We start from the raw sequence: 18108 nt of genomic DNA, 5'->3' as shown, positions 1-18108 counted from the left end.
GGGGCGCGGGCCCATGGCCTAGGTTGGGGACATGACCACCGAGGACCACGACCGGCGCCAGGACCGGCCCGCCCCGCTCGTCGCCGTCGCCTCCGCCGAGGCCGTCCTGCGCCGCCCCGAGGTGAGCGAGCACCTGCTCACGGACCTCGAACGGCAACGCGCGGCACGCTTCCGGACGGAGACCGGGCGGGTCGACTTCACCGCCGGCCACCTCCTGGTCCGGCTCTGCGCCGCGCGGCTCCTCGGCGTCCCGGCCGACGGCCTCGCGCTCGCCCAGCAGTGCCCCGACTGCGGCCGGGCCGACCACGGCAAGCCGTTCCTCCCGGACCACCCGGACGTGCACGTGAGCCTCTCGCACACCCGGGGCGTGGTCGCCGCGGCCGCCGGCTTCGAGCCCGTCGGCGTCGACGTCGAGCTCGCCGCGCGCGGGCGCTCCCTGGGCGAGGTCGCGCAGCGGGTGCTCGCACCGGCCGAGCTCGCCCTGGTGCGGGCGGCCCCGGAGCCGGACCGGGCCTTCCTGCGGCTGTGGGTGCGCAAGGAGTCGCTGATCAAGATCGGGCGGACCAGCATGGACACGCTGGCGGCGGTCGACCTCTCCGACCTGCCACTGGCCGTCCCGGCGGACGGCCCGCTGCGCAGCCGCCACCAGGACCTGCACTTCGTCGACTGGACGGACCCGGCGCACGGCGCCGCGGTGGCGGCGGTCAGCACCGCCGAGCCGCAGGTCGTGGAGCTGACGGCCGGGGCCTGACCCGCGCGGCGGGCGCCGGGGTAAGCGGTGTTAGCGTGCCTGGTCGGGCGCCGGACCGCGGCCGCCCCGCCGAATCGCTGCCCACCGCCGGATTAAGGGTGTCCCCGCCATGGCCAAGTTCCTGCTGAGCCTGCACGTCCTCGCGTCGGTCCTGTTCATAGGCCCGGTCGCGGTGGCCGTCAGCATGTTCCCGCGCCGTGCGAAGGCGGCGCTGGCGGGCGGGCCCGACCAGGCCTCCGACGCCGGCGTGCTGCGGATCCTGCACCGGATCACCCAGGTCTACGCGCTGCTGGGGGTGGCCGTGCCGGTGCTGGGCATCGGGCTGGCCCAGGTGATGGACGTGCTCGGGCAGTCCTGGCTGATCGTCTCGATGGTCCTGACCGCGGTCGCCGCGCTCTCGCTGCTGCTCTTCGTGCTGCCCGGCCAGCAGGCCGCCGTCGACGCGCTCGCCCAGGAGACCGGGGACGAGCAGCGCGACAAGGCCGTGAAGGGCCTCAAGATGCTGCCGATGACGGCCGGCGTCTTCAACCTGCTGTGGGCGGTCGTCGTGGTGCTGATGGTCATCCGTCCGGGGTCGAGCACTGGCGTCTGAGGCCGGTAGGCGCTTGGGCGTTGGGGCGTTGGGGCGCCTGAGTGCTTGGGCACTTGGGACGCCGGGACGCTGGTGAAACCCCGGTGGGCCCGGTCACCGCTGTGGGCCGAGCCTCCGGAGCGGGACGCCCGCCCGCTTCACCGCGCGCGCGACGATCGCCGTCTCGGCGCGCGTCACCCCGAGCGGGCCGAGGGTGTCCGTGACGAACCGGTAGAGCCCCGCGTGGTCCCGGCAGAACACCGCGGCCATCAGGTTCGTCGGCCCGCTGGTCGCGAGCACCCCGTGCACGTGCGGGTGCCGGGCCAGGGCCGCGCCGGTCTCGGCGAGCCGGCCGGGCGGCACGTCCAGCCAGAGGTTGGCGTCCACGGCCAGGCCGAGCAGCCGGGGGTCGACGGTCGCGTGGGTGCGCAGCAGCCCGGACTCGTCGAGGCGGTGCAGGCGGCGGCGGACGGTCGATTCGGGTGCGCCGACGGCCTCGGCGAGGGCGGCGTGCGACTGCCGGGCGTCCTCGGTGAGCCGGGCCAGCAGCGCGTGGTCCAGCTCGTCCGACGGCGGGGGCGTCCGCGGGCGCGGTGCGACGGGCCGGGCGAGCGCCGCGGCCTCGTCCGCGTCCAGGTATCCGGCCTGCCACTGCCCGGCGTCCGCGTAGGCGTGCAGGACGGCGTGGGTGGTGGTCTCGGTGACGGCGGCGGTCGCGGGCAGCTGCCCGTACAGCAGGCGGTCGCGGCCGCCGGCGTCGCTCAGCATGACGGCGCCGATCTCCTGGCCGCCGAGCATCACGTCGACGAACGGGACGTCCGGGCGGTCGGCCAACGCCTTCGCGATGGCGTCCACCGTGCCGCGCAGCACCCGCACGCGCAGCAGCAGCGCGCCGACGGCCGCGTCCTCCACGTCCGGCATCCGCACCACCCGCAGCACGCCGGCCCCGCGCAGCCTGGCCAGGCGGCGGGTGACCGTCCGGGCGGAGACGCCCAGCACCTCGGCGATCCGGCCGGTCTCGGCCCGGCCGTCGACCTGGAGCGCGCAGACCAGCCGGCGGTCGAGGAGGTCGAGGGCCTTGTCCGGATCAGCCGTCGATAGGTCCATGGTGTCCGATCTCCATCATTCCAAGCCCATTGAGCGTCCTGTTCATCCGGTCCGACGGTACTCCTTGTCCTGTGCGGCCGGACGGTCCGGCCAGGAGTGGGGTACGACGATGGAGCTGTGGGCGCTGGCCGAGGGTGTGGAGGCCGCGGTGCGCGAGGTCGGCGCGAAGCTGGTGGCGCGACGGCCCACCGAGCCGACCCCGGCGCGGACGGCCGAGGAGGCGGTGGCGCGGTTCGCCGAGATCGACGGCCCCGCCGCAGCCGAACTGCGGGAGCGGCTCGGCTCGTTGCGCCCGGACGCCGGTTGGCTGGACGACGAGTTCGACGGCGCGGTGCCGGCCGAGGGCGAGTGGTGGCTGTGCGACGCCACCGACGGCGCGGTGCAGTACCTGCTCGGCCTGCCGTACTGGGCCGTCACCGCGACGCTCGTCCGGGACGGCCGGGCCGTGCTGGCCGTGGTCCACGCGCCCGAGCTGCTCGGTGGACGGACCTACCGCGCCGTGCTCGGCGGCGGCGCCCACCTGGACGGGCGGCCGATCGCGCCGCTGCCCCGCACCCTGGGGTCGGCCGTCGCGGCGACCAGCCAGCCGCCGACCGCCGCCGGCGACCCGGTCGCCCTGCGCCGGGCGGGCGAGTCGCTGACCGCGATGGCCGGCGCCGTCGTCGCGGTGCGCAACCTCGGTCCGACCGCCCTCCAGGTGGCTCAGGTCGGCTCCGGGCACCTCGCGCTGTTCTGGGAGTACGGCGCCGACGCGCCCAACCTGCTGCCCGGCGCACTGATCGCGAGCGAGGCGGGCGCGACGGTGACGGACACCGCCGGGGCGGCCTGGACGGCCGCGTCCGACGGGTTCCTCGCCGCCGCGCCCGGACTGCACGCGGACGTGGTCCGGGTGCTGCGGAACGTCGACTGACCTGGTGCGCGCGGACGTGGTCCGGATGCTGCGGAACGTCGACTGACCTGCTGCACGCGGACGTGGTCCGGATGCTGCGGACGTCGACTGACCTGCTGCACGCGATCGTTCTGCGGCCTACGCGGACGGGCCGCCGAGACCGAACAGACCCGCCGCGTTGTCGTGGCAGACGGCCCGCAGCCACTCCTCCCCCAGGCCCAGCCCGGCCAGCGACTCCAGCTGGTGGACGTACCGGTACGGGATGTTCGGGAAGTCGCTGCCGAGCAGGACGCGCTCCTGCAGCCCGCGCAGGCGCGGGAGTTCGTCACGCGGGAACGGGACGTCGGCCTCGGCGAAGTCGGTGAACGCGATCGTGGTGTCCAGCCGGACGGCCGGGTGGCGCTCGGCGAGGTCGAGGAAGTCCCGGTACTCGGGCATGCCGAGGTGGGCGACCACCAGCACCAGCCCGGGGTGGCGGGCCACCACCTCGCCGATCGGCCCCGGACCGGTGAACTTGCCCGGCACCGGCCCGGATCCGCAGTGCGTCACCACCGGGGTGCCGCTCTCCGCCAGCAGCCCCCACACGTCGTCCAGCCGCGCGTCCGCCGGGTCGTAGCCGCCGACCTGGAGGTGTGCCTTGAACACCCGGGCGCCCTCGTCGATCGCGCGCGCCACGTACTCCGCCGCCCCGGGCTCGGGGAAGAACGTCGCGGTGTGCAGGCAGTCCGGCGTGCGGGCGGCGAAGTCGGCGGCCCACGCGTTCAGCCAGGCGGCCATGCCCGGCTTGTGCGGGTAGAGCATGGAGGTGAACGCGCGGACACCGAACTCCCGCAGCCGCTCGACGCGCCGCTCCTCGGCCTCCCGGTAGGTGATCGGCCAGGGGCGGTTCACCAGCGGGCCGGCCGCGTCGAAGTACGCCCACACCTTGTCGAGGACGTTCTGCGGCATGAAGTGGGTGTGCACGTCGATCAGGCCGGGCAGGCCGAGGTCCCGCCAGAACGCCCGGACGGCCGCCGCCTCGGCGCCTTCCGCGGTGTGGTCGTTCACGCGGGCACCGGACGGGCGCGGTCGATGATCTCCGTGACGTCGACACCGGGCGGCAGGGTGCCGAACGCACCGCCGTGGTCGCCGCCGAGGCGGGTCGCGCAGAAGGCGTCGGCCACCGCCGGGCTGCCGTACCGGACGAGCAGCGAGCCCTGGAAGGCCAGCGCCATCGCCTCGACCAGGCGGCGGGTGCGGTACTCCAGGTCCGTCGGGTCGGAGAGCTGCTTGCGCAGTTCGGCGACCGCCGCGTCCAGGCGGCGGTCCGCGCCGGCCGCCGAGTCGAACTCGCCGAGGAACGCCTCGACGCTCTCCGGGCGCCTGGCCATGGCCCGCAGCGCGTCCAGGGCGGCGACGTTGCCCGAGCCCTCCCAGATCGAGACCAGCGGCGCCTCCCGGTAGAGCCGCGGCATGCCGGACTCCTCCACGTAGCCGTTGCCGCCCAGGCACTCCAGCGCCTCGGCCGCGTGCGCCGGACCGCGCTTGCAGACCCAGTACTTGGCGACGGCCAGCCCCAACCGCCGTACCAGCGCCTCGTTCTCGTCCCCGGCGAGGGCGAGGTCGGTGGCGTGGGCCAGCCGCATGGCGACGGCCGTGGCGGCCTCGGACTCCACCACCAGGTCGGCGAGCACGTTGCGCATCAGCGGCTGGTCCACCAGCGCCTTGCCGAACGCCTGCCGGTGGACGGCGTGGTGGACGGCCCGGGTCGCGCCGTAGCGCATGCCGGAGGCGCCGCCGACGGTGCAGTCGAGGCGCGTCATGTTGACCATCTCGATGATGGTCGGCACGCCCCGGCCCTCCTCGCCGACCAGCCAGCCCACCGCGCCGTCGTACTCCAGCTCGGCGGAGGCGTTGGACTTGTTGCCCAGCTTGTCCTTGAGCCGCATCAGGTGGAGGCGGTTGCGGCCGCCGTCCGGGAGCACGCGCGGCAGCACGAAGCAGCTGAGCCCGCCCGGCGCCTGGGCGAGCGTCAGGAAGAGGTCGGACATCGGCGCCGAGGTGAACCACTTGTGGCCGGTCAGGCGGTAGGTGCCGTCCGCGTGCGCGGTGGCCGTGGTGGTGTTGGTGCGGACGTCCGAGCCGCCCTGCTTCTCGGTCATCGACATGCCGGCGATCAGCCCGCGCTTGGTGCGCGGCTCGCGCAGCCCGAAGTCGTACTCCGTGGCGGCCAGCAGCGGCTCCAGCTCGGCTGCCAGGGAAGGGTTCGCCCGCAGGGCCGGGACGGCGGCGTAGGTCATCGAGACCGGGCAGGTGTGGCCCGCCTCGACCTGGCCCCACACGAAAAACTTCGCGGCACGGGCGGAGTGGGCGCCGGGCCGGCCGTCCCGCCAGGGCGCGGCGTGCAGGCCGTGGGAGACGGCGGTGCGCATCAGCTCGTGCCAGGCCGGGTGGAACTCGACCTCGTCGATCCGGTGGCCGAAGCGGTCGTGGGTGCGCAGCACCGGCGGGTTCTCGTTGGCCAGCCGGCCCCACTCGGCGGCCTGCTCGGAGCCGGCCAGTCGGCCGAGTTCGCGCAGCTCGGGCTCGGCCCAGCCGGCGCCGGCCCGGTCCAGGGCGGCGAGCAGGGTCGGATCGGCGGCGGTGTCGTGTCCGTACGGCAGGGGCACCTGGTTGGTGACCTCATGCGTCGCTGTCATCGCGTCCTCCCAGGGCACGCAGGGTGAAGGAGACCAGGGCGGGGACCACCTCGGCGGTGGTCCGTTCGGGTCCGGCTCCGGCGGGGGTGGTGCGGGGCGGCTCGGGCTCGGCGGGGGCCGGCTGGGGCTCCATGCGGGCCGGCTCGGGCTCGGCGGCCAGGGGGCCGGCCAGTGCCTCGCCGACCGCGCCGACCAGGGCGGCGGCGGTCAGCACCGGGTCCTGGGCGGGCAGCCGCCCGGCGGTCACGGCGGCGGAGATCTCGGCCGCGATCACGTCGCGGAACGCCCGCCGGAACACCAGGCGTTCGGCGTCCACGACCGCGTCGGCCGGCTCGACCAGCAGCGCGTACGCCAGCCGTGGCGCGCGCAGGGCACGGGCGGCGAACGTCTCCACGACCGCGGCGATCCGCTGTTCGGGCGTCTCCCGACGGGCGACGGCCGCGTTCACCGCGGCGATCTCGCGCGTGACCACCCGGCGGAACAACTGCACCGACAACTCGGCCTTGTTGGTGAAGTGCTGGTACACGCTGCCGGTGGCGATCCCGGCGCGGTCCGCGACCGCGGCCATCGTGCAGCCGCCGTACCCGCGCTCGGCGAGCAGGCCGACGGCCGCCTGCAGCACGGCCTCGCGCTGGGCGTCCAGACGGGCTTGGACGGCGGGGGTGCGTCGGTAGGCCATGGAAGCATTGAAGCACCGATTCACTGCTTCGGGGAGGGGTTCGGCGGGGGCGGCGTCCGGCCGGACGCGAGAGCCGGAGCGAGAGCCGGAGCGAGAGCCGTACGCGAAAGCCGGAGCGAGAACCGGACGCGAAAGGCCGCCCCCTCGAATTCACCGAGCGGAGGCGGCCTTCCTGCGTGCGTGGTACCCGGCTACGGCACTAGAGCGGGTGGCGCTCCAGCTTCTGGCCCTCCTCGTCGAGCGGGCCGAACGGCGGGATCCGGTACTGCGACGACGGTGCCTGCGACTGCGACTTCGCGAGCGAGCGCGCGTCGTCCTGGCCGCCCGCCAGGCCGGCCCACTCCAGCACCTTGGCGGTCGCTGCGGCCGACTCCTCGGCCGGCAGCTTGCCGATGTTGGAGCCGTGGTTGCCGCCCGGAACGGTGTAGACGTAGCAGTCGTCGCTGCCCCGGCCGAGCTCGAACGGCTTGGCGCCCCACGGGTCGTTGCCGCCGTAGACGAAGATGATCCGCTCGGCCTCGCGCTTCACCCAGCGGTCGATGTCGGGCATCGCCTTCGGGTTGAAGGTGGTCGGGATCTCCTTGGGCACGTACGCGCGGGGCGCGTACAGCTCCTTGTAGTCGTAGTGCAGGAGGTCCTTCAGGTACGAGACGTCGAAGTAGGGCGCGCCGAGTTCGGTCGCGGCCTGGTAGTAGTACGCGGTGTACTTGGCGAGGCCCTGGTCGCTGGAGCTGGTCACGCCCTCCTGCGCGTCGAACCACTTGTACAGCTCGTCGTCGGTCGCGGTGGCCGCCACCGGGACCTTCGCGCAGTCGGACTGCAGGCTGTACTGCCAGAAGCCCCAGACCACGTCGAGCACGCTGCCCTCGTAGGCCCGGTCCACCGAACCGAGGACGGCGAAGGTCGAGCCGGCCGCCTTGTTGTCGGCCGTGAAGCGCGCCTCCAGCCGGTCCCGGCGCACCAGCAGCTCGCGCTGCACCGCGTCGAGCGCGGCCCGGCACTCGGGGGTGCCGACGTTCCGGAAGAACTCGGAGTACGGCGCGTCGTCGTTCACGTCGGTGTTGTTCGGCGCGACGTACGCGATCGTGCCCGCCACGTCGTCCGGGTAGAACCGGCGGTAGTAGGTGGAGGACATGCCGCCCTTGCTGGCGCCGGTGGAGAGCCACTCCTGCTGGTAGATCTCCTTGAGCGCGGTCACGATCCGGTGCGAGTCGGCGGCCGCCTGGCGGATGCCGGCCTTGGTCCAGTCCGCCGGCTCCGGGCGCGACGGGGTGAAGTACCGGTACTCGATGGAGACCTGGTTGCCGTCGACCAGCCGGGTCGGCTCGGTGCGCGAGGGCGTGGTGCCCAGCGTGTAGCCGTTGGTGTAGAAGACGGTCGGGCGGTCGTAGCCGCGGTGCAGCACGCTGATGCGCTGCTGGAAGGTGCCCAGCCAGGGGCGGAAGTGGTCGATCGGCTGGGTGTAGGTGAGGAGGAAGTACCGGTGGTCCGCGTCGGTCGGCTTCTCCTCGGTGATGGTCATCCCCGGGATCGCCGCGAGGCGGGCCTTGATGTCCGCGGTCGGGTCGGCGGCCACGTCGCGCTGCGCGTGGGCGGCGGTCGCGGCCGTGCCCTGAGCGAACGCCGGGGCCTGAGCGAACGCCGGGGCCGCCAGGCCGCCGCCGGCGCTCAGCAGCGGTATCAGCAGGGCGGAAACCAGCAGTCTTCTGAACCTGGTGCTCATCAACTCTCCATCTGGTCAACGGATATGACAGCTGCCTCATCGGCACTACTCTGCGGTGCGGTTGGTGCGGCGGCCGCCCGGTGGACGGCCGAATGGGCCACCCGCCGGGTGGCGGGCGGCCCATCGCGGAAGGTGCTGGTCAGGGGCGGGGAAGGGCACAGCCGGGCAGGGTGAGGTCGAGGACGTTCCCGGCGCCGAAGCAGGGCGGGATGATGTACGTCTCCTGGGCGTAGCCGATGCCCTGGTGGACCGTCACCGCGCCACCCTGGTCGACCTCGCACGGGTTGTTCAGCGTGCAGGACTGGCCGTTCTCGTTGATCGTGTTGTTGACGGCGACCAGCAACCCGCTGTTCGCGTCGACCACCGGCGAGCCGGAGGTGCCGCCGATCACGTTGCAACCGGACGTGTAGCGGACCGAGTCCTTGAACGTCCAGTCCGCCTCCCGCAGTTGGTAGGCGAAACCGTCGACCGAGCAGGAGTAGATCCGCTTCCAGTAACCGGAGACCACCCGGATGTCGGCCCCCTGGGCGGGGTGGTCGGCGGAGACGGTCAGCGGGGCGATCCCGTACTGCGCCTGGATCGTGTCGTAGCTGGAGTCGAGCTGGTAGATCGACACGTCGGTGTCGGTCATGGCGCCGTAGACCACCTTGACGGCGTTCAGCGTGCCGAGGTCGGCGCCGGAACCGTCGAGCAGGGTGAACGTCCGGCTGGACGGCTGGTCGGTGACCACCTGACCGGGGCCGGGCATACCGGACTCCAGGCAGTGGCCGTTGGACAGGACGAGTGCGGGGTCACTGCCTGCCGAGCCGGGCATCCGGACCAGCGACCCGGAACAGTTGTCGAGCGCCACCGTGCCGGTGAAGTCGACGGCGGCATCCGCCGGGGCGGGGGCGGCGATGGCGCCCTTGGCGCCCGTCGCGGCATTCGCAAGGGGGGCAGCGTTCGCCAGGGGGGCGTTCACAAGGGCGGCGGCCTGTGCCGGGGCCAGTCCGGCCAGCGTGGTGGCTCCGGCGACCAGGACCGTCGCGAGCATGCCTATGAGCGGCTTCCTCATGAGAGACCTCTCGGTGTGGGGGTCCACCAAAGCTGTCGCGGACATGACTAGATGTCAAGAGGTCCGCCGCCACCGAGAGGTCAACGGAGAGGTCAACAGAGAGGTCAACGGAGAGGTCGCCCGGAAGGGCCGGAGCACACCCCGGCCGCGGTCATCGACTCCGGCCGGCCGGTGCGCTCAACTCCCCTGCCAGTGGCGCCGACCGGCGCTGATCAGGCGCAACTGCAGCCGGGCCGTCGCGGCGATCCGCCCCTCGCGGCCCGGATCGGCCTCCTGGGCCTCCAGCGCCTCCAGGAACGCGGCGGCCGTGGACACCATGTGGTCCACGTACAACTCGGCGAGCATCCGCAGGTCGCCCTCGCTCCAGCCCACCGAGACCGGCTGGAGCCCGAGCGCCGCACCCACCTCCGCCGCGAAACGGCCGAGTTCGGCGTCGATCGCCTCCCGCACCCGTCGGACACCGCCGTGCCGCTCGCGCGCGAGGAAGCGCACGTGCGCACGGTTCTCGCGGACGTGCCGCTGGATGACGTCGACCGCGCGGTCGATCAGTTCCTCGGCGCCGCCCTCCCCGACGAGCACCGAGCGGATCATGAGGTGCAGGCTCGCCAGGGACTCCTCGACCAACGCGACGCCGAGCGCGGCGAGGTCCGGGAAGTGCCGGTAGAACGCGGCCGGGGACAGCCCGGCGGCGCGGGTGACCTCGCGGACGCCGAGGCTCGCGAGATTCTGATCGGCCAGCAGGCTCAGGCCTGCGTCCAGCAGCGCCCGGCGGCTCTGCTGCTTCTGGGCCTGCCTGACGCCGACGATCTCGGGCTGCTCGGCCCCTGCGCTCCGGGGCGACTCGGCCCCCTCGGTGTGATTCACGCCATTCAGTAAACAACTGTTTGCCGAACCTGGCCAGCCCGGCGTAGAGTGAGGCCAACTCGGTGAACACTTGTCAACCGAAACCGGGGTCAGGCTCGACGCCGAGACTGAAACCGACGTCGAACCCGAAACCGAAGCCGAAACCGGAAAGGACTGGTCGGCCGTGATCCTGCTCTCCGCCCTCGTCGCCATGGGTGTCCTGATCGGCGCCGCCGCACACACCTCGCTCCCGGTCTTCCTCACCGCCTCCGCCGCCATCACCGCCTGGCTGCTCGCCTTCGGCGCCCGCGAGGGCATCGCCCGCCTGCGGCAGCGCTGAGCCCCTGCCGCCCTCGGCTCCTTCCAACCCAGCTCCTTTCTCCGCTCCTTTCACCAGAGAGGACCCGCCACCGTCATGAGCACCGTCACCGACCACCAGCCGGCCACCGCGAGCCAAGCGACCGTCACCGAGGCCGACAACCTCGCCGTCGCCTCCTTCCTGCTCGGCCTCCCCGGCCTGCTGATCTTCAACATCGTCCTCGGCCCGCTGGCCATCGTCCTCGGCACGCTCGCCCTGGTCCGCGGCACCCGGCGGCGCGGCCGGGCGGTCCTCGGCCTCGTGCTCGGCGTCGCCGCGCTCGCCGTCTTCACTGCCACCACCGTCTCGGCGCACGGCGTGATCATGGAGTTCGGCTCCTGAACCGGACCCCCGTCCCTGAGCCCGGCCGCCTCCCCGCGCGCCGCTGAGCTCCGCCGTTCCGCCCCGCGAACCCGGCCCTGCCCCGTACTGTGGCGGCATCGACCGGTGACCACAGGGGGCAGGAGTGACGACCGAGTACGGCAGCGGAGCGCAGCCGGGGAGCGGCGCGGCGGGCGGGAGGCTGCTCGCCGTCAGCGACCTGCACATCTCCTACGAGGAGAACCGCGGCCTGGTGGAGAAGCTCCAACCCACCAGCCCCGACGACTGGTTGATCGTCGCCGGTGACGTCGCCGAGCTCTCCACCAGCATCGAGTGGGCGCTCGGACTGCTCGCCGAACGCTTCGCCCGCGTGGTGTGGGCCCCCGGCAACCACGAGCTGTGGACCCACCCCGAGGACCCGGTGCAGTTGCGCGGCGTGGCCCGCTACGAGCACCTGGTCGCCATGTGCCGCCGGCTCGGGGTGCTCACCCCCGAGGACCCGTACCCGGTCTGGCAGGGTGCCGGCGGGCCGGTCGCCGTCGCCCCGCTCTTCCTCCTCTACGACTACTCCTTCCGTGCGCCGGGCACGACCACCAAGGAGGAGTCCCTGGCGGCCGCCTACGAGTGCGGCATCGTGTGCGCGGACGAGCGGCTGCTGCACCCCGATCCGTTCCCGGACCGCGACTCCTGGTGCCGCGAGCGCGTCCGGCTGACCGAGCAGCGGCTCGCGGCCTGCGACCCGGACCTGCCGCTCGTCCTGGTCAACCACTACCCGCTGGTCCGCCAGCCCACCGAGATCCTCTGGTACCCCGAGTTCGCCCAGTGGTGCGGCACCGAGCTGACGGCCGACTGGCACCGCCGCTTCAACACCGCCGCGATGATCTACGGCCACCTCCACATCCCGCGCAAGACCAGCTACGACGGCGTGCCCTTCGAGGAGGTCTCGCTCGGCTACCCGCGCGAGTGGCGCCGCCGCGGCCTGCCGGACCCGCTGCTGCGGGAGGTGTTCCCGCGGGCGGCGGACTGACGTCGCGGCCGGGTGCCGGGTCGGTGCCTTCTCCTGGGGCGTTCACCATGTCCGTTCCTTGGCCCTCCTTCCGCTGAGCCCTTCCTCGTCCTGGGCCCTTCTTCGCTGTCGGCACTTCTTCGGCCTGGGCTCTTCTTCGGTCACCTCCCTGTGGTCCCACGCTCTCCCGCCGGTCAGTCCGTGGCGATCGCCCGCAGGATGTCCAGCCGTGCCGCCCGGCCCGCCGGGCGGAGCCCGGCCACCGCGCCCGCCAGCAGACCGGCCGTCAGAACCACCGCCAGCTGCACCGGCGGCATCGCGAACGAGCCCGTCCCCGCGCTGTCGGAGGCCCGCACGAGCGCCCAGCCGAGGAAGGCCCCGAGGCCGAGCCCGCCGACCGTCCCGAAGGCGGCCACCAGCACCGACTCCCAGCGCACCATGCCCCGCAGCTGCGCCCTGGTCTGGCCGACCGCCCGCAGCAGGCCCAGCTCCCTGGTCCGCTCGTGCACCGCCAGCGTCAGCGTGTTGGCGATGCCCAGCAGCGCGATCAGCACCGCCAGCGCCAGCAGGGCGTAGACCACCGAGAGCATCGTGTCGACCCCGGAGGCCGCACTCGCCGCGTACTCCGCCCGGTCCTGCACCTGCGGACCGCCGTACGGGACCAGCGCCTGCTGCACCGCCGCCTTGCCGGCCGCCGGGGAGACTCCGGCCCGCAGCCCGACCGCGACCAGGGTGTCGCTGTCCTGCCCCCGGTGGGGCGCCCAGGCCTGGCGGGTTATCAGGTAGTCCCCCGCCAGCCCGCCGCCCTCGTAGAGCGCGCGGATGGTGAAGGGACCGCTCGCGCCGTCCGCGAAGCCGACCGTCACGCTCTGGCCGAGCTTCCAGCCCTGCTGCTCCGCCTCGCCGCGGGAGACCGCCAGTCCGTCCGTGCCGAGCGCGTCCAGCGAGCCCTCGACCCGGCCGAGGTCGACGATCCCGGCCAGGCGGGCCGGATCGGTGACGTCCAGCACCCGGCCGTGACCGTCGATCCGGGCCACGCCGCGGCCGAGGCCGACCGTCTGCCGCACCTCGGGCAGTCCCGCGAGCGCGTCGGCCGCCCTGGGGCTGATCCCGCTGCCGCCCGCGCCGAACGACGGTGCGGTGACGGCGAGATCGCCCGCGAAGGACTTGTCGACCGTGTCGTCCAGGGTGGCCTTGATCGACGCACCGAAGACGGTGAACAGCGTCACCACCGCGACCCCGATCATCAGCGCGCTCGCCGTGGCCGCCGTCCGGCGCGGGTTGCGGGCCGCGTTGCGACGGGCCAGGGTGCCGGAGACCCCGCGCAGCCGGGGCAGTGGCGCACCCAGGACCCGTACCGCGAACGCCGCCGCGACCGGCCCGAGCACCACCACGCCGACCAGCACCGCGAGCGCCCCGCCGGCCGTCAGGAGCACCGACGGACCGTCCGTGGCACCGAGCACCGCCGCCGGCACCCCGCCCGCGATCAGCAGGCCCCCGAGCAGCACCCGCAGGACGCCCGAACGCCCCTGGGCCGCCCGGTCGACGCCGGTCTCGCGCAGCGCCGCCAGCGGTGCCGTCCGCCCGGCCCGCACGGCGGGCAGCAGCGCCGAGCCCACCGCGACGAGCGTCCCGACCGCGAGCGGCAGCACCACCGCTGCGGTGCTGATCACCATGCCGCCGGTCGGCAGCGCGAAGCCGAGCACCGAGAACAGCGCCTTGAGCCCGGTCGCCACCCCGATCCCGCCCAGCAGCCCGCCGAGCGAGGCCAGCACGCCGACCGCCAGGGCCTCGGCGAGCGTCGCCGCGAGCACCTGGCCGCGGACCGCGCCGAGCGCCCGCAGGAGCGCGTTCTCCCTCGTCCGCTGGGCGACCACGATCGCGAAGGTGTTGTGGATGGTGAACGTGGCCACCAGCAGTGCGATCCCGGCGAAGACCAGCAGCAGCGTGGTGAACATGCTCAGGAAGCGCCCGGACAGCTGCTGGGTGCTCTCCCGGGTGGCCGCCGCGCCGGTGACCGCCTGCACCCCGGCCGGCAGCCGCGGCGCGATCCGGGCCGCCAGCTCCTGCTGGGAGACCCCGCCCGCCGCACGGACCTGGATCGAACTGGCCTGCCCCGCGCCCTCGGGAGTGAGGTGGCGCTCGGCGTCCGCGAACGTCATCGCCGTGAACGTGCTCGGCCCCATGCCGTCCGCGCTCGCGCCGAAGGTCGCGATGCCGACGACGGTGACCGGCACCGGATCGGGCGTGCGCAGCACGGTGGTCGAACCGACGTGCAGCCCACCGCTCTTGGCGGCCCCCCGGTTGATCACGACCTCGCCCGGGGCGGCCGGCGCCCGGCCCTCGGCCAGCCGGTACGGGTTGAGCCGACCGTCGGCGAGCCAGTTCCCCGCGAGGGTGGGCGGGCCCTGGCCACCGATCGGTCTGCCGTCGGCGCCGACGAGTTGGCCCGCGCCCTGGACGGACGGCTCGGCGGCCGCGACTCCGGGCACGGCGCGCAGCCGGTCGGCGAGCGCCGCGTCCACCGGTGCCCGGACACCGCCGGCCGTCCCCGGGGAGTCGAGCACGTCGGCGCTGCGCACGACGACGTCGGTGCCCGCGTTGGCATCGGCGAACAGCGTGTCGAAGTTGGCCCGCAGGGTGTCGCCCAGCACCATCGTGCCGGTGAGGAAGCTGACGCCGAGCAGGATGGACAGGAGCGTGCCGGCCAGCCGCCGCTTGTGAGCGAGCAGCGAGCGCAGGCCGAGGCGCAGCACGACCGGGTCGAGGACCGTCACGACCGCCCCCGTTCGAAGGCCTTCATCCGGTCCAGCACCAGCCCGGACGTGGGCCGCTCCATCCGGTCCACCAGGCGTCCGTCGGCGAGGAACAGCGCCTCGTCGGCGTACCCGGCCGCCGTCGGGTCGTGGGTGACCATGACGACGGCCCGGCCCATCTCGTCCACCGCGCGGCGCAGCAGGCCGAGGACCTCGCCGCCAGTGCGGGAGTCGAGGTTGCCCGTCGGCTCGTCGGCGAAGACCACCTGCGGCCGCCCGGCCAGCGCCCGGGCCACCGCGACCCGCTGCTGCTGGCCGCCGGAGAGCTCGCTCGGCCGGTGATGCAGCCGGTCGCCGAGGCCGACGACGTCGATGAGGGTCGTCAGCCAGGCCTCGTCGGGGGCGGCCCCGGCGAGGTCCAGCGGGAGGGTGATGTTCTCCCGGACGGTGAGCGTGGGCACCAGGTTGAACGCCTGGAACACGAAGCCGAGCCGCTCCCGGCGCAGCAGCGTGAGCCGCCGGTCGCCCAGTGGGCCGAGCTCGGTGTCCCCGATCCACGCGCGGCCGGCCGTGAGGGTGTCGAGGCCGGCCGCGCAGTGCATCAGGGTGGACTTGCCCGAGCCGGACGGTCCCATGATCGCGGTGAAGCGCCCGGCCGGGAACTCCACCGTGACGCGGTCCAGCGCCCGGACCTCCGTGCCGCCGACGCCGTAGACCTTCACGGCGTCGGCGACCCGGGCGGCGGTGCCGTGCAGGACGTCGAGGGTCGTCACTTCCCGGCACCTCCCCCCGCCCCGTCGCGCGGCGACCGCGGCGACTCGCTGAGCACGGCCCGCTTCGAGCGGTACTCCTCGGCGTCGATGTCGCCCTCGGCGTAGCGGCGGCCGAGGACGGCCAGCGGGTGGTCGGCGCCCGCGCGGTACCCGCAGCCGCGGCGCCAGACCGTCCGGCGCAGCACGAAGATCACCAGGAACACGACGGCGATCCAGATCAGCGGGAAGAACAGGATCCAGGGACCGGGCCCGTGCCCGTCCCAGTCGGCGAGCAGCGTGTACATGGGTGGTTCATCTCCTCGGCGTGGGGCCTCCAGGACCTCGGGCGGTTTCCCGAGGTGACTAGAGCGTCCCGCCGGGCGGTCTCATCACGCGTCCCACCGGCAGAGGCAGTTGGGGTACTCCCGAGGGAGTACGAGCGGGCTGCGACACGCCGGGGAGGAAGTAGCCGGAGCGGAAGCAGCCGGGAGGAAGTAGCCGGGAGGAAGTAGCCGGAGAGGGACGAAACGTCGCCGGGGAGGCGGCGGCCGGGGGCGGCCCGGCCGCCGGGAGGAGCGCCGGGCCCCGGACGCTCAGCCCAGCCAGCCCGGCCGAACGAGCCCCGACTCGTAGGCGAGCACGACGAGTTGTGCCCGGTCCCGCACGCCGAGCTTCACCATCGCCCGGCTGACGTGCGTCTTCGCCGTCAGCGGGCTCACCACCAGCCGCCGCGCGATCTCCTCGTTCGACAGCCCCATCCCCACGAGCGCCAGCACCTCGCGCTCCCGCTCGGTGAGCCCTGAGACGTCCGCCAGCCCGGCCGGCGCCGCCTCCGGCGCCTTCGAACGCGCCGCGAACTCGCCGATCAGCCGCCGCGTCACGCCCGGGGAGAGCAGCGCGTCCCCCGCGACGGCGACCCGGATCGCGCGGAGCAGGTCGGCCGGGTCGGTGTCCTTGACCAGGAAACCCGCGGCCCCCGACCGCAGCGCCTCGAAGACGTACTCGTCCAGCTCGAAGGTGGTCAGCACGACCACCCGGACGGAGGACAGCGAAGGGTCCTCGGCGATCCGCCTGGTCGCCTCCAGGCCGTCCATCCGCGGCATCCGGATGTCCATCAGGACGACGTCCGGCACGAGTTCGCGGGCGAGCAGCACCGCGGCCTCGCCGTCGTCCGCCTCCCCGACCACGGTGATGTCGTCCTGCAGCGACAGCAGGGCCCGGAAGCCCGCCCGCACCAGCAGTTGGTCATCCGCCAGCAGTACCCGGATCACTCGCCCTCCGCCTTCGGTGTCGGCAGCTCCGCCCGTACCCGGAAGCCGCCGCCCGGCAGCGCTCCCGCGGAGATGGTGCCACCGAACGCGCCCGCCCGTTCCCGCATGCCGGCCAGCCCGCTGCCCGATCCGCCGGCGTCGCCGAGCACCGCCGGGCCCGGGTCCTCGACCCTGACGACGAGCGCCTCCGGATCCGTCCAGTCCAGGACGACGACCGCCTCGCGCGCCGCCGAGTGCCGGACGACGTTGGTCAGCGCCTCCTGGACGATCCGGAAGGCGGTGAGGTCGGCCGCGGCGCTCAGGGGCCGCCGGTCGCCCAGCTCGTGCACCTCGGCCGTGAGCCCCACCCGGTCGGCCTGGTCGGTGAGTTCGTCGAGCCGGGCCAGCCCGGGCGCCGGGCCGCGCGGCGCCGCCCCGGGCCCGCGCAGCGTCGCGAGCACCTGGCGGACCTCGCCGAGCGCCTCCTTGCTGGTCGACTTGATGGTGGCCAGCGCCGCGCGGGCCTCCTCCGGCCGCTGGTCCAGCAGCGCGAGCCCGACCCCCGCCTGGATGTTGATCAGCGACAGGCTGTGGGCCAGGATGTCGTGCAGTTCCCGGGCCATCTTGAGCCGTTCCTCGTTGGCCCGGCGCTGCTCCAGCTGCTGCCGGTAGGCCCGGTGGGCGGCGATCCGCTCGCGCCGGAACCGGATGATCTCGGCGATCGCCAGCACGAGCAACAGCCAGGCCAGCAGGCCGAGTTCCTGCTGCCACGAGAACGCTGTGCGCGGCACGCGCTGCCAGCCGTCCGGCAGCACGAAGGTGACCAGGACGTGCACCAGGTACACCCCAGCCATCCCCGCCCAGGCCGCCCTGCGGTGCCCGCAGGCGATCGCCGAGCAGCAGGCGATCAGCCAGCTCGCGAACACCGGCCCGTACGGGTACCCGGCGGCCAGGTACCCCGCGGTGACGACGGAGGTGCCCGCCACCGCCGGCACCGGCCGGCTGCGGCACACCACCAGCAGGGCCGGGCCGAGCAGCAGCAGGACGTAGCCGAACGCGTCCAGCGGGACCCGCCCGCTCTGGTGCCGCCCGGCGAACGACGACCCGACCACCTGCGCCACGGCGACGCCCACCGCGAGCCCCAGCGACCGGCCGCCCCAGGCACCCCGCACCCACGGCGGACGCCACGGCTCGGGCGGCGGCCCGGCCGGACCGTCGGCGGGCGTGGGGCCGTCCGCGGCACCGGGCTCGGCCCCGCTCCGACCGGGCGGCGGCTCCGACGGCGGCGGGGACATCGGCGGCATCATGCCCGGAAGGCTAGACCCGCGCCCCGCCCGCGCGCGTCCTCCACCAGTGGCGTTCGGGCGTAC

The 18108-nt window shown here is 74.1% G+C and carries 18 protein-coding genes; 6 read left to right on the top strand and 12 right to left on the bottom strand.

All coding sequences use genetic code 11. From position 1 onward, the window contains the following. Positions 1–31: 31 nt before the first annotated feature. Both ACFXDE_RS12510 and ACFXDE_RS12505 read left to right on the top strand, forming a co-directional pair. Positions 32–751 (top strand): 4'-phosphopantetheinyl transferase family protein, encoded by a 720-nt coding sequence (locus ACFXDE_RS12510; protein ID WP_380493490.1) that lies wholly within the window; start codon positions 32–34, stop codon positions 749–751. A 109-nt stretch (positions 752–860) separates the two neighbouring features. Continuing rightward, a complete protein-coding gene (locus ACFXDE_RS12505; RefSeq protein WP_380439374.1) occupies positions 861–1343 on the top strand; it encodes a DUF2269 family protein in 483 nt (160 codons plus the stop codon). Between the two features lie 93 nt (positions 1344–1436). Here the strand turns inward: ACFXDE_RS12505 and ACFXDE_RS12500 are convergent, their stop codons facing one another. Continuing rightward, positions 1437–2429 (bottom strand): Lrp/AsnC family transcriptional regulator, encoded by a 993-nt coding sequence (locus ACFXDE_RS12500; protein WP_380493487.1) that lies wholly within the window; start codon positions 2427–2429, stop codon positions 1437–1439. Between the two features lie 109 nt (positions 2430–2538). Between ACFXDE_RS12500 and ACFXDE_RS12495 the strand changes: the two genes are divergently transcribed. After that, the gene (locus ACFXDE_RS12495) at positions 2539–3339 is read left to right on the top strand and encodes an inositol monophosphatase family protein (protein WP_380439370.1); all 801 of its coding nucleotides are present in this window, start codon (positions 2539–2541) and stop codon (positions 3337–3339) included. 117 nt (positions 3340–3456) lie between these two features. Here the strand turns inward: ACFXDE_RS12495 and ACFXDE_RS12490 are convergent, their stop codons facing one another. The 6 genes from ACFXDE_RS12490 to ACFXDE_RS12465 all read right to left on the bottom strand — a co-directional run bounded on the left by ACFXDE_RS12490 (position 3457) and on the right by ACFXDE_RS12465 (position 10316). Next, a complete protein-coding gene (locus tag ACFXDE_RS12490) occupies positions 3457–4365 on the bottom strand; it encodes an amidohydrolase family protein (protein ID WP_380493485.1) in 909 nt (302 codons plus the stop codon). Then, positions 4362–5996: an acyl-CoA dehydrogenase family protein gene (locus tag ACFXDE_RS12485; RefSeq protein WP_380493483.1), complete on the bottom strand. Its 1635-nt coding sequence runs from the start codon at positions 5994–5996 to the stop codon at positions 4362–4364. Before ACFXDE_RS12485 ends, ACFXDE_RS12490 begins: the two co-directional genes overlap by 4 nt. Beyond that, on the bottom strand, positions 5980–6675 hold the full coding sequence (locus tag ACFXDE_RS12480; protein WP_380493481.1) for a TetR/AcrR family transcriptional regulator: 696 nt from the start codon (positions 6673–6675) through the stop codon (positions 5980–5982). The genes ACFXDE_RS12485 and ACFXDE_RS12480 overlap by 17 nt, the downstream gene beginning before the upstream one ends. Positions 6676–6874: 199 nt before the next feature. Continuing rightward, complete coding sequence (locus ACFXDE_RS12475; protein WP_380493478.1) at positions 6875–8398, bottom strand: S28 family serine protease; 1524 nt, start codon at positions 8396–8398, stop codon at positions 6875–6877. Positions 8399–8537: 139 nt separating this feature from the next. Continuing rightward, positions 8538–9452 (bottom strand): trypsin-like peptidase domain-containing protein, encoded by a 915-nt coding sequence (locus tag ACFXDE_RS12470; protein WP_380493476.1) that lies wholly within the window; start codon positions 9450–9452, stop codon positions 8538–8540. Positions 9453–9629: 177 nt separating this feature from the next. Further along, complete coding sequence (locus tag ACFXDE_RS12465) at positions 9630–10316, bottom strand: TetR family transcriptional regulator (protein ID WP_380493474.1); 687 nt, start codon at positions 10314–10316, stop codon at positions 9630–9632. 163 nt (positions 10317–10479) lie between these two features. On the opposite strand from ACFXDE_RS12465, the gene ACFXDE_RS12460 reads away from it, so the two are divergent. The 3 genes from ACFXDE_RS12460 (at position 10480) to ACFXDE_RS12450 (ending at position 12001) form a co-directional block, all read left to right on the top strand. Beyond that, the gene (locus ACFXDE_RS12460; protein ID WP_380439356.1) at positions 10480–10635 is read left to right on the top strand and encodes a hypothetical protein; all 156 of its coding nucleotides are present in this window, start codon (positions 10480–10482) and stop codon (positions 10633–10635) included. Between the two features lie 75 nt (positions 10636–10710). Further along, positions 10711–10995 (top strand): hypothetical protein, encoded by a 285-nt coding sequence (locus ACFXDE_RS12455; RefSeq protein WP_380439354.1) that lies wholly within the window; start codon positions 10711–10713, stop codon positions 10993–10995. Positions 10996–11119: 124 nt separating this feature from the next. Continuing rightward, on the top strand, positions 11120–12001 hold the full coding sequence (locus tag ACFXDE_RS12450; RefSeq protein WP_380493471.1) for a metallophosphoesterase family protein: 882 nt from the start codon (positions 11120–11122) through the stop codon (positions 11999–12001). A 173-nt stretch (positions 12002–12174) separates the two neighbouring features. On the opposite strand, the gene ACFXDE_RS12445 is transcribed toward ACFXDE_RS12450, so the two are convergent. From ACFXDE_RS12445 to ACFXDE_RS12425, 5 genes are all read right to left on the bottom strand, one after another. Continuing rightward, the gene (locus tag ACFXDE_RS12445) at positions 12175–14757 is read right to left on the bottom strand and encodes an FtsX-like permease family protein (RefSeq protein WP_380493469.1); all 2583 of its coding nucleotides are present in this window, start codon (positions 14755–14757) and stop codon (positions 12175–12177) included. Next, entirely contained in the window at positions 14754–15509 is a 756-nt protein-coding gene (locus ACFXDE_RS12440) for an ABC transporter ATP-binding protein (RefSeq protein ID WP_380493467.1), read from the bottom strand. Before ACFXDE_RS12440 ends, ACFXDE_RS12445 begins: the two co-directional genes overlap by 4 nt. Continuing rightward, positions 15506–15793, bottom strand: a complete 288-nt coding sequence (locus ACFXDE_RS12435) for an SHOCT domain-containing protein (protein WP_380439346.1) — start codon at positions 15791–15793, stop codon at positions 15506–15508. The genes ACFXDE_RS12440 and ACFXDE_RS12435 overlap by 4 nt, the downstream gene beginning before the upstream one ends. A 288-nt stretch (positions 15794–16081) precedes the next feature. Then, positions 16082–16759, bottom strand: coding sequence for a response regulator (locus tag ACFXDE_RS12430; RefSeq protein WP_380439344.1), 678 nt, complete (start codon positions 16757–16759; stop codon positions 16082–16084). Continuing rightward, positions 16756–18045, bottom strand: a complete 1290-nt coding sequence (locus tag ACFXDE_RS12425; protein ID WP_380493465.1) for a sensor histidine kinase — start codon at positions 18043–18045, stop codon at positions 16756–16758. Before ACFXDE_RS12425 ends, ACFXDE_RS12430 begins: the two co-directional genes overlap by 4 nt. Between the last annotated feature and the right edge of the window lie 63 nt (positions 18046–18108).

Origin of the sequence: Kitasatospora sp. NPDC059408 (genome assembly GCF_042751525.1) — a bacterium.
GTDB lineage: Bacteria > Actinomycetota > Actinomycetes > Streptomycetales > Streptomycetaceae > Kitasatospora.
The sequence above is the reverse complement of the archived record's forward strand: the minus strand, read 5'-3'. Positions and strand labels throughout refer to the sequence as shown.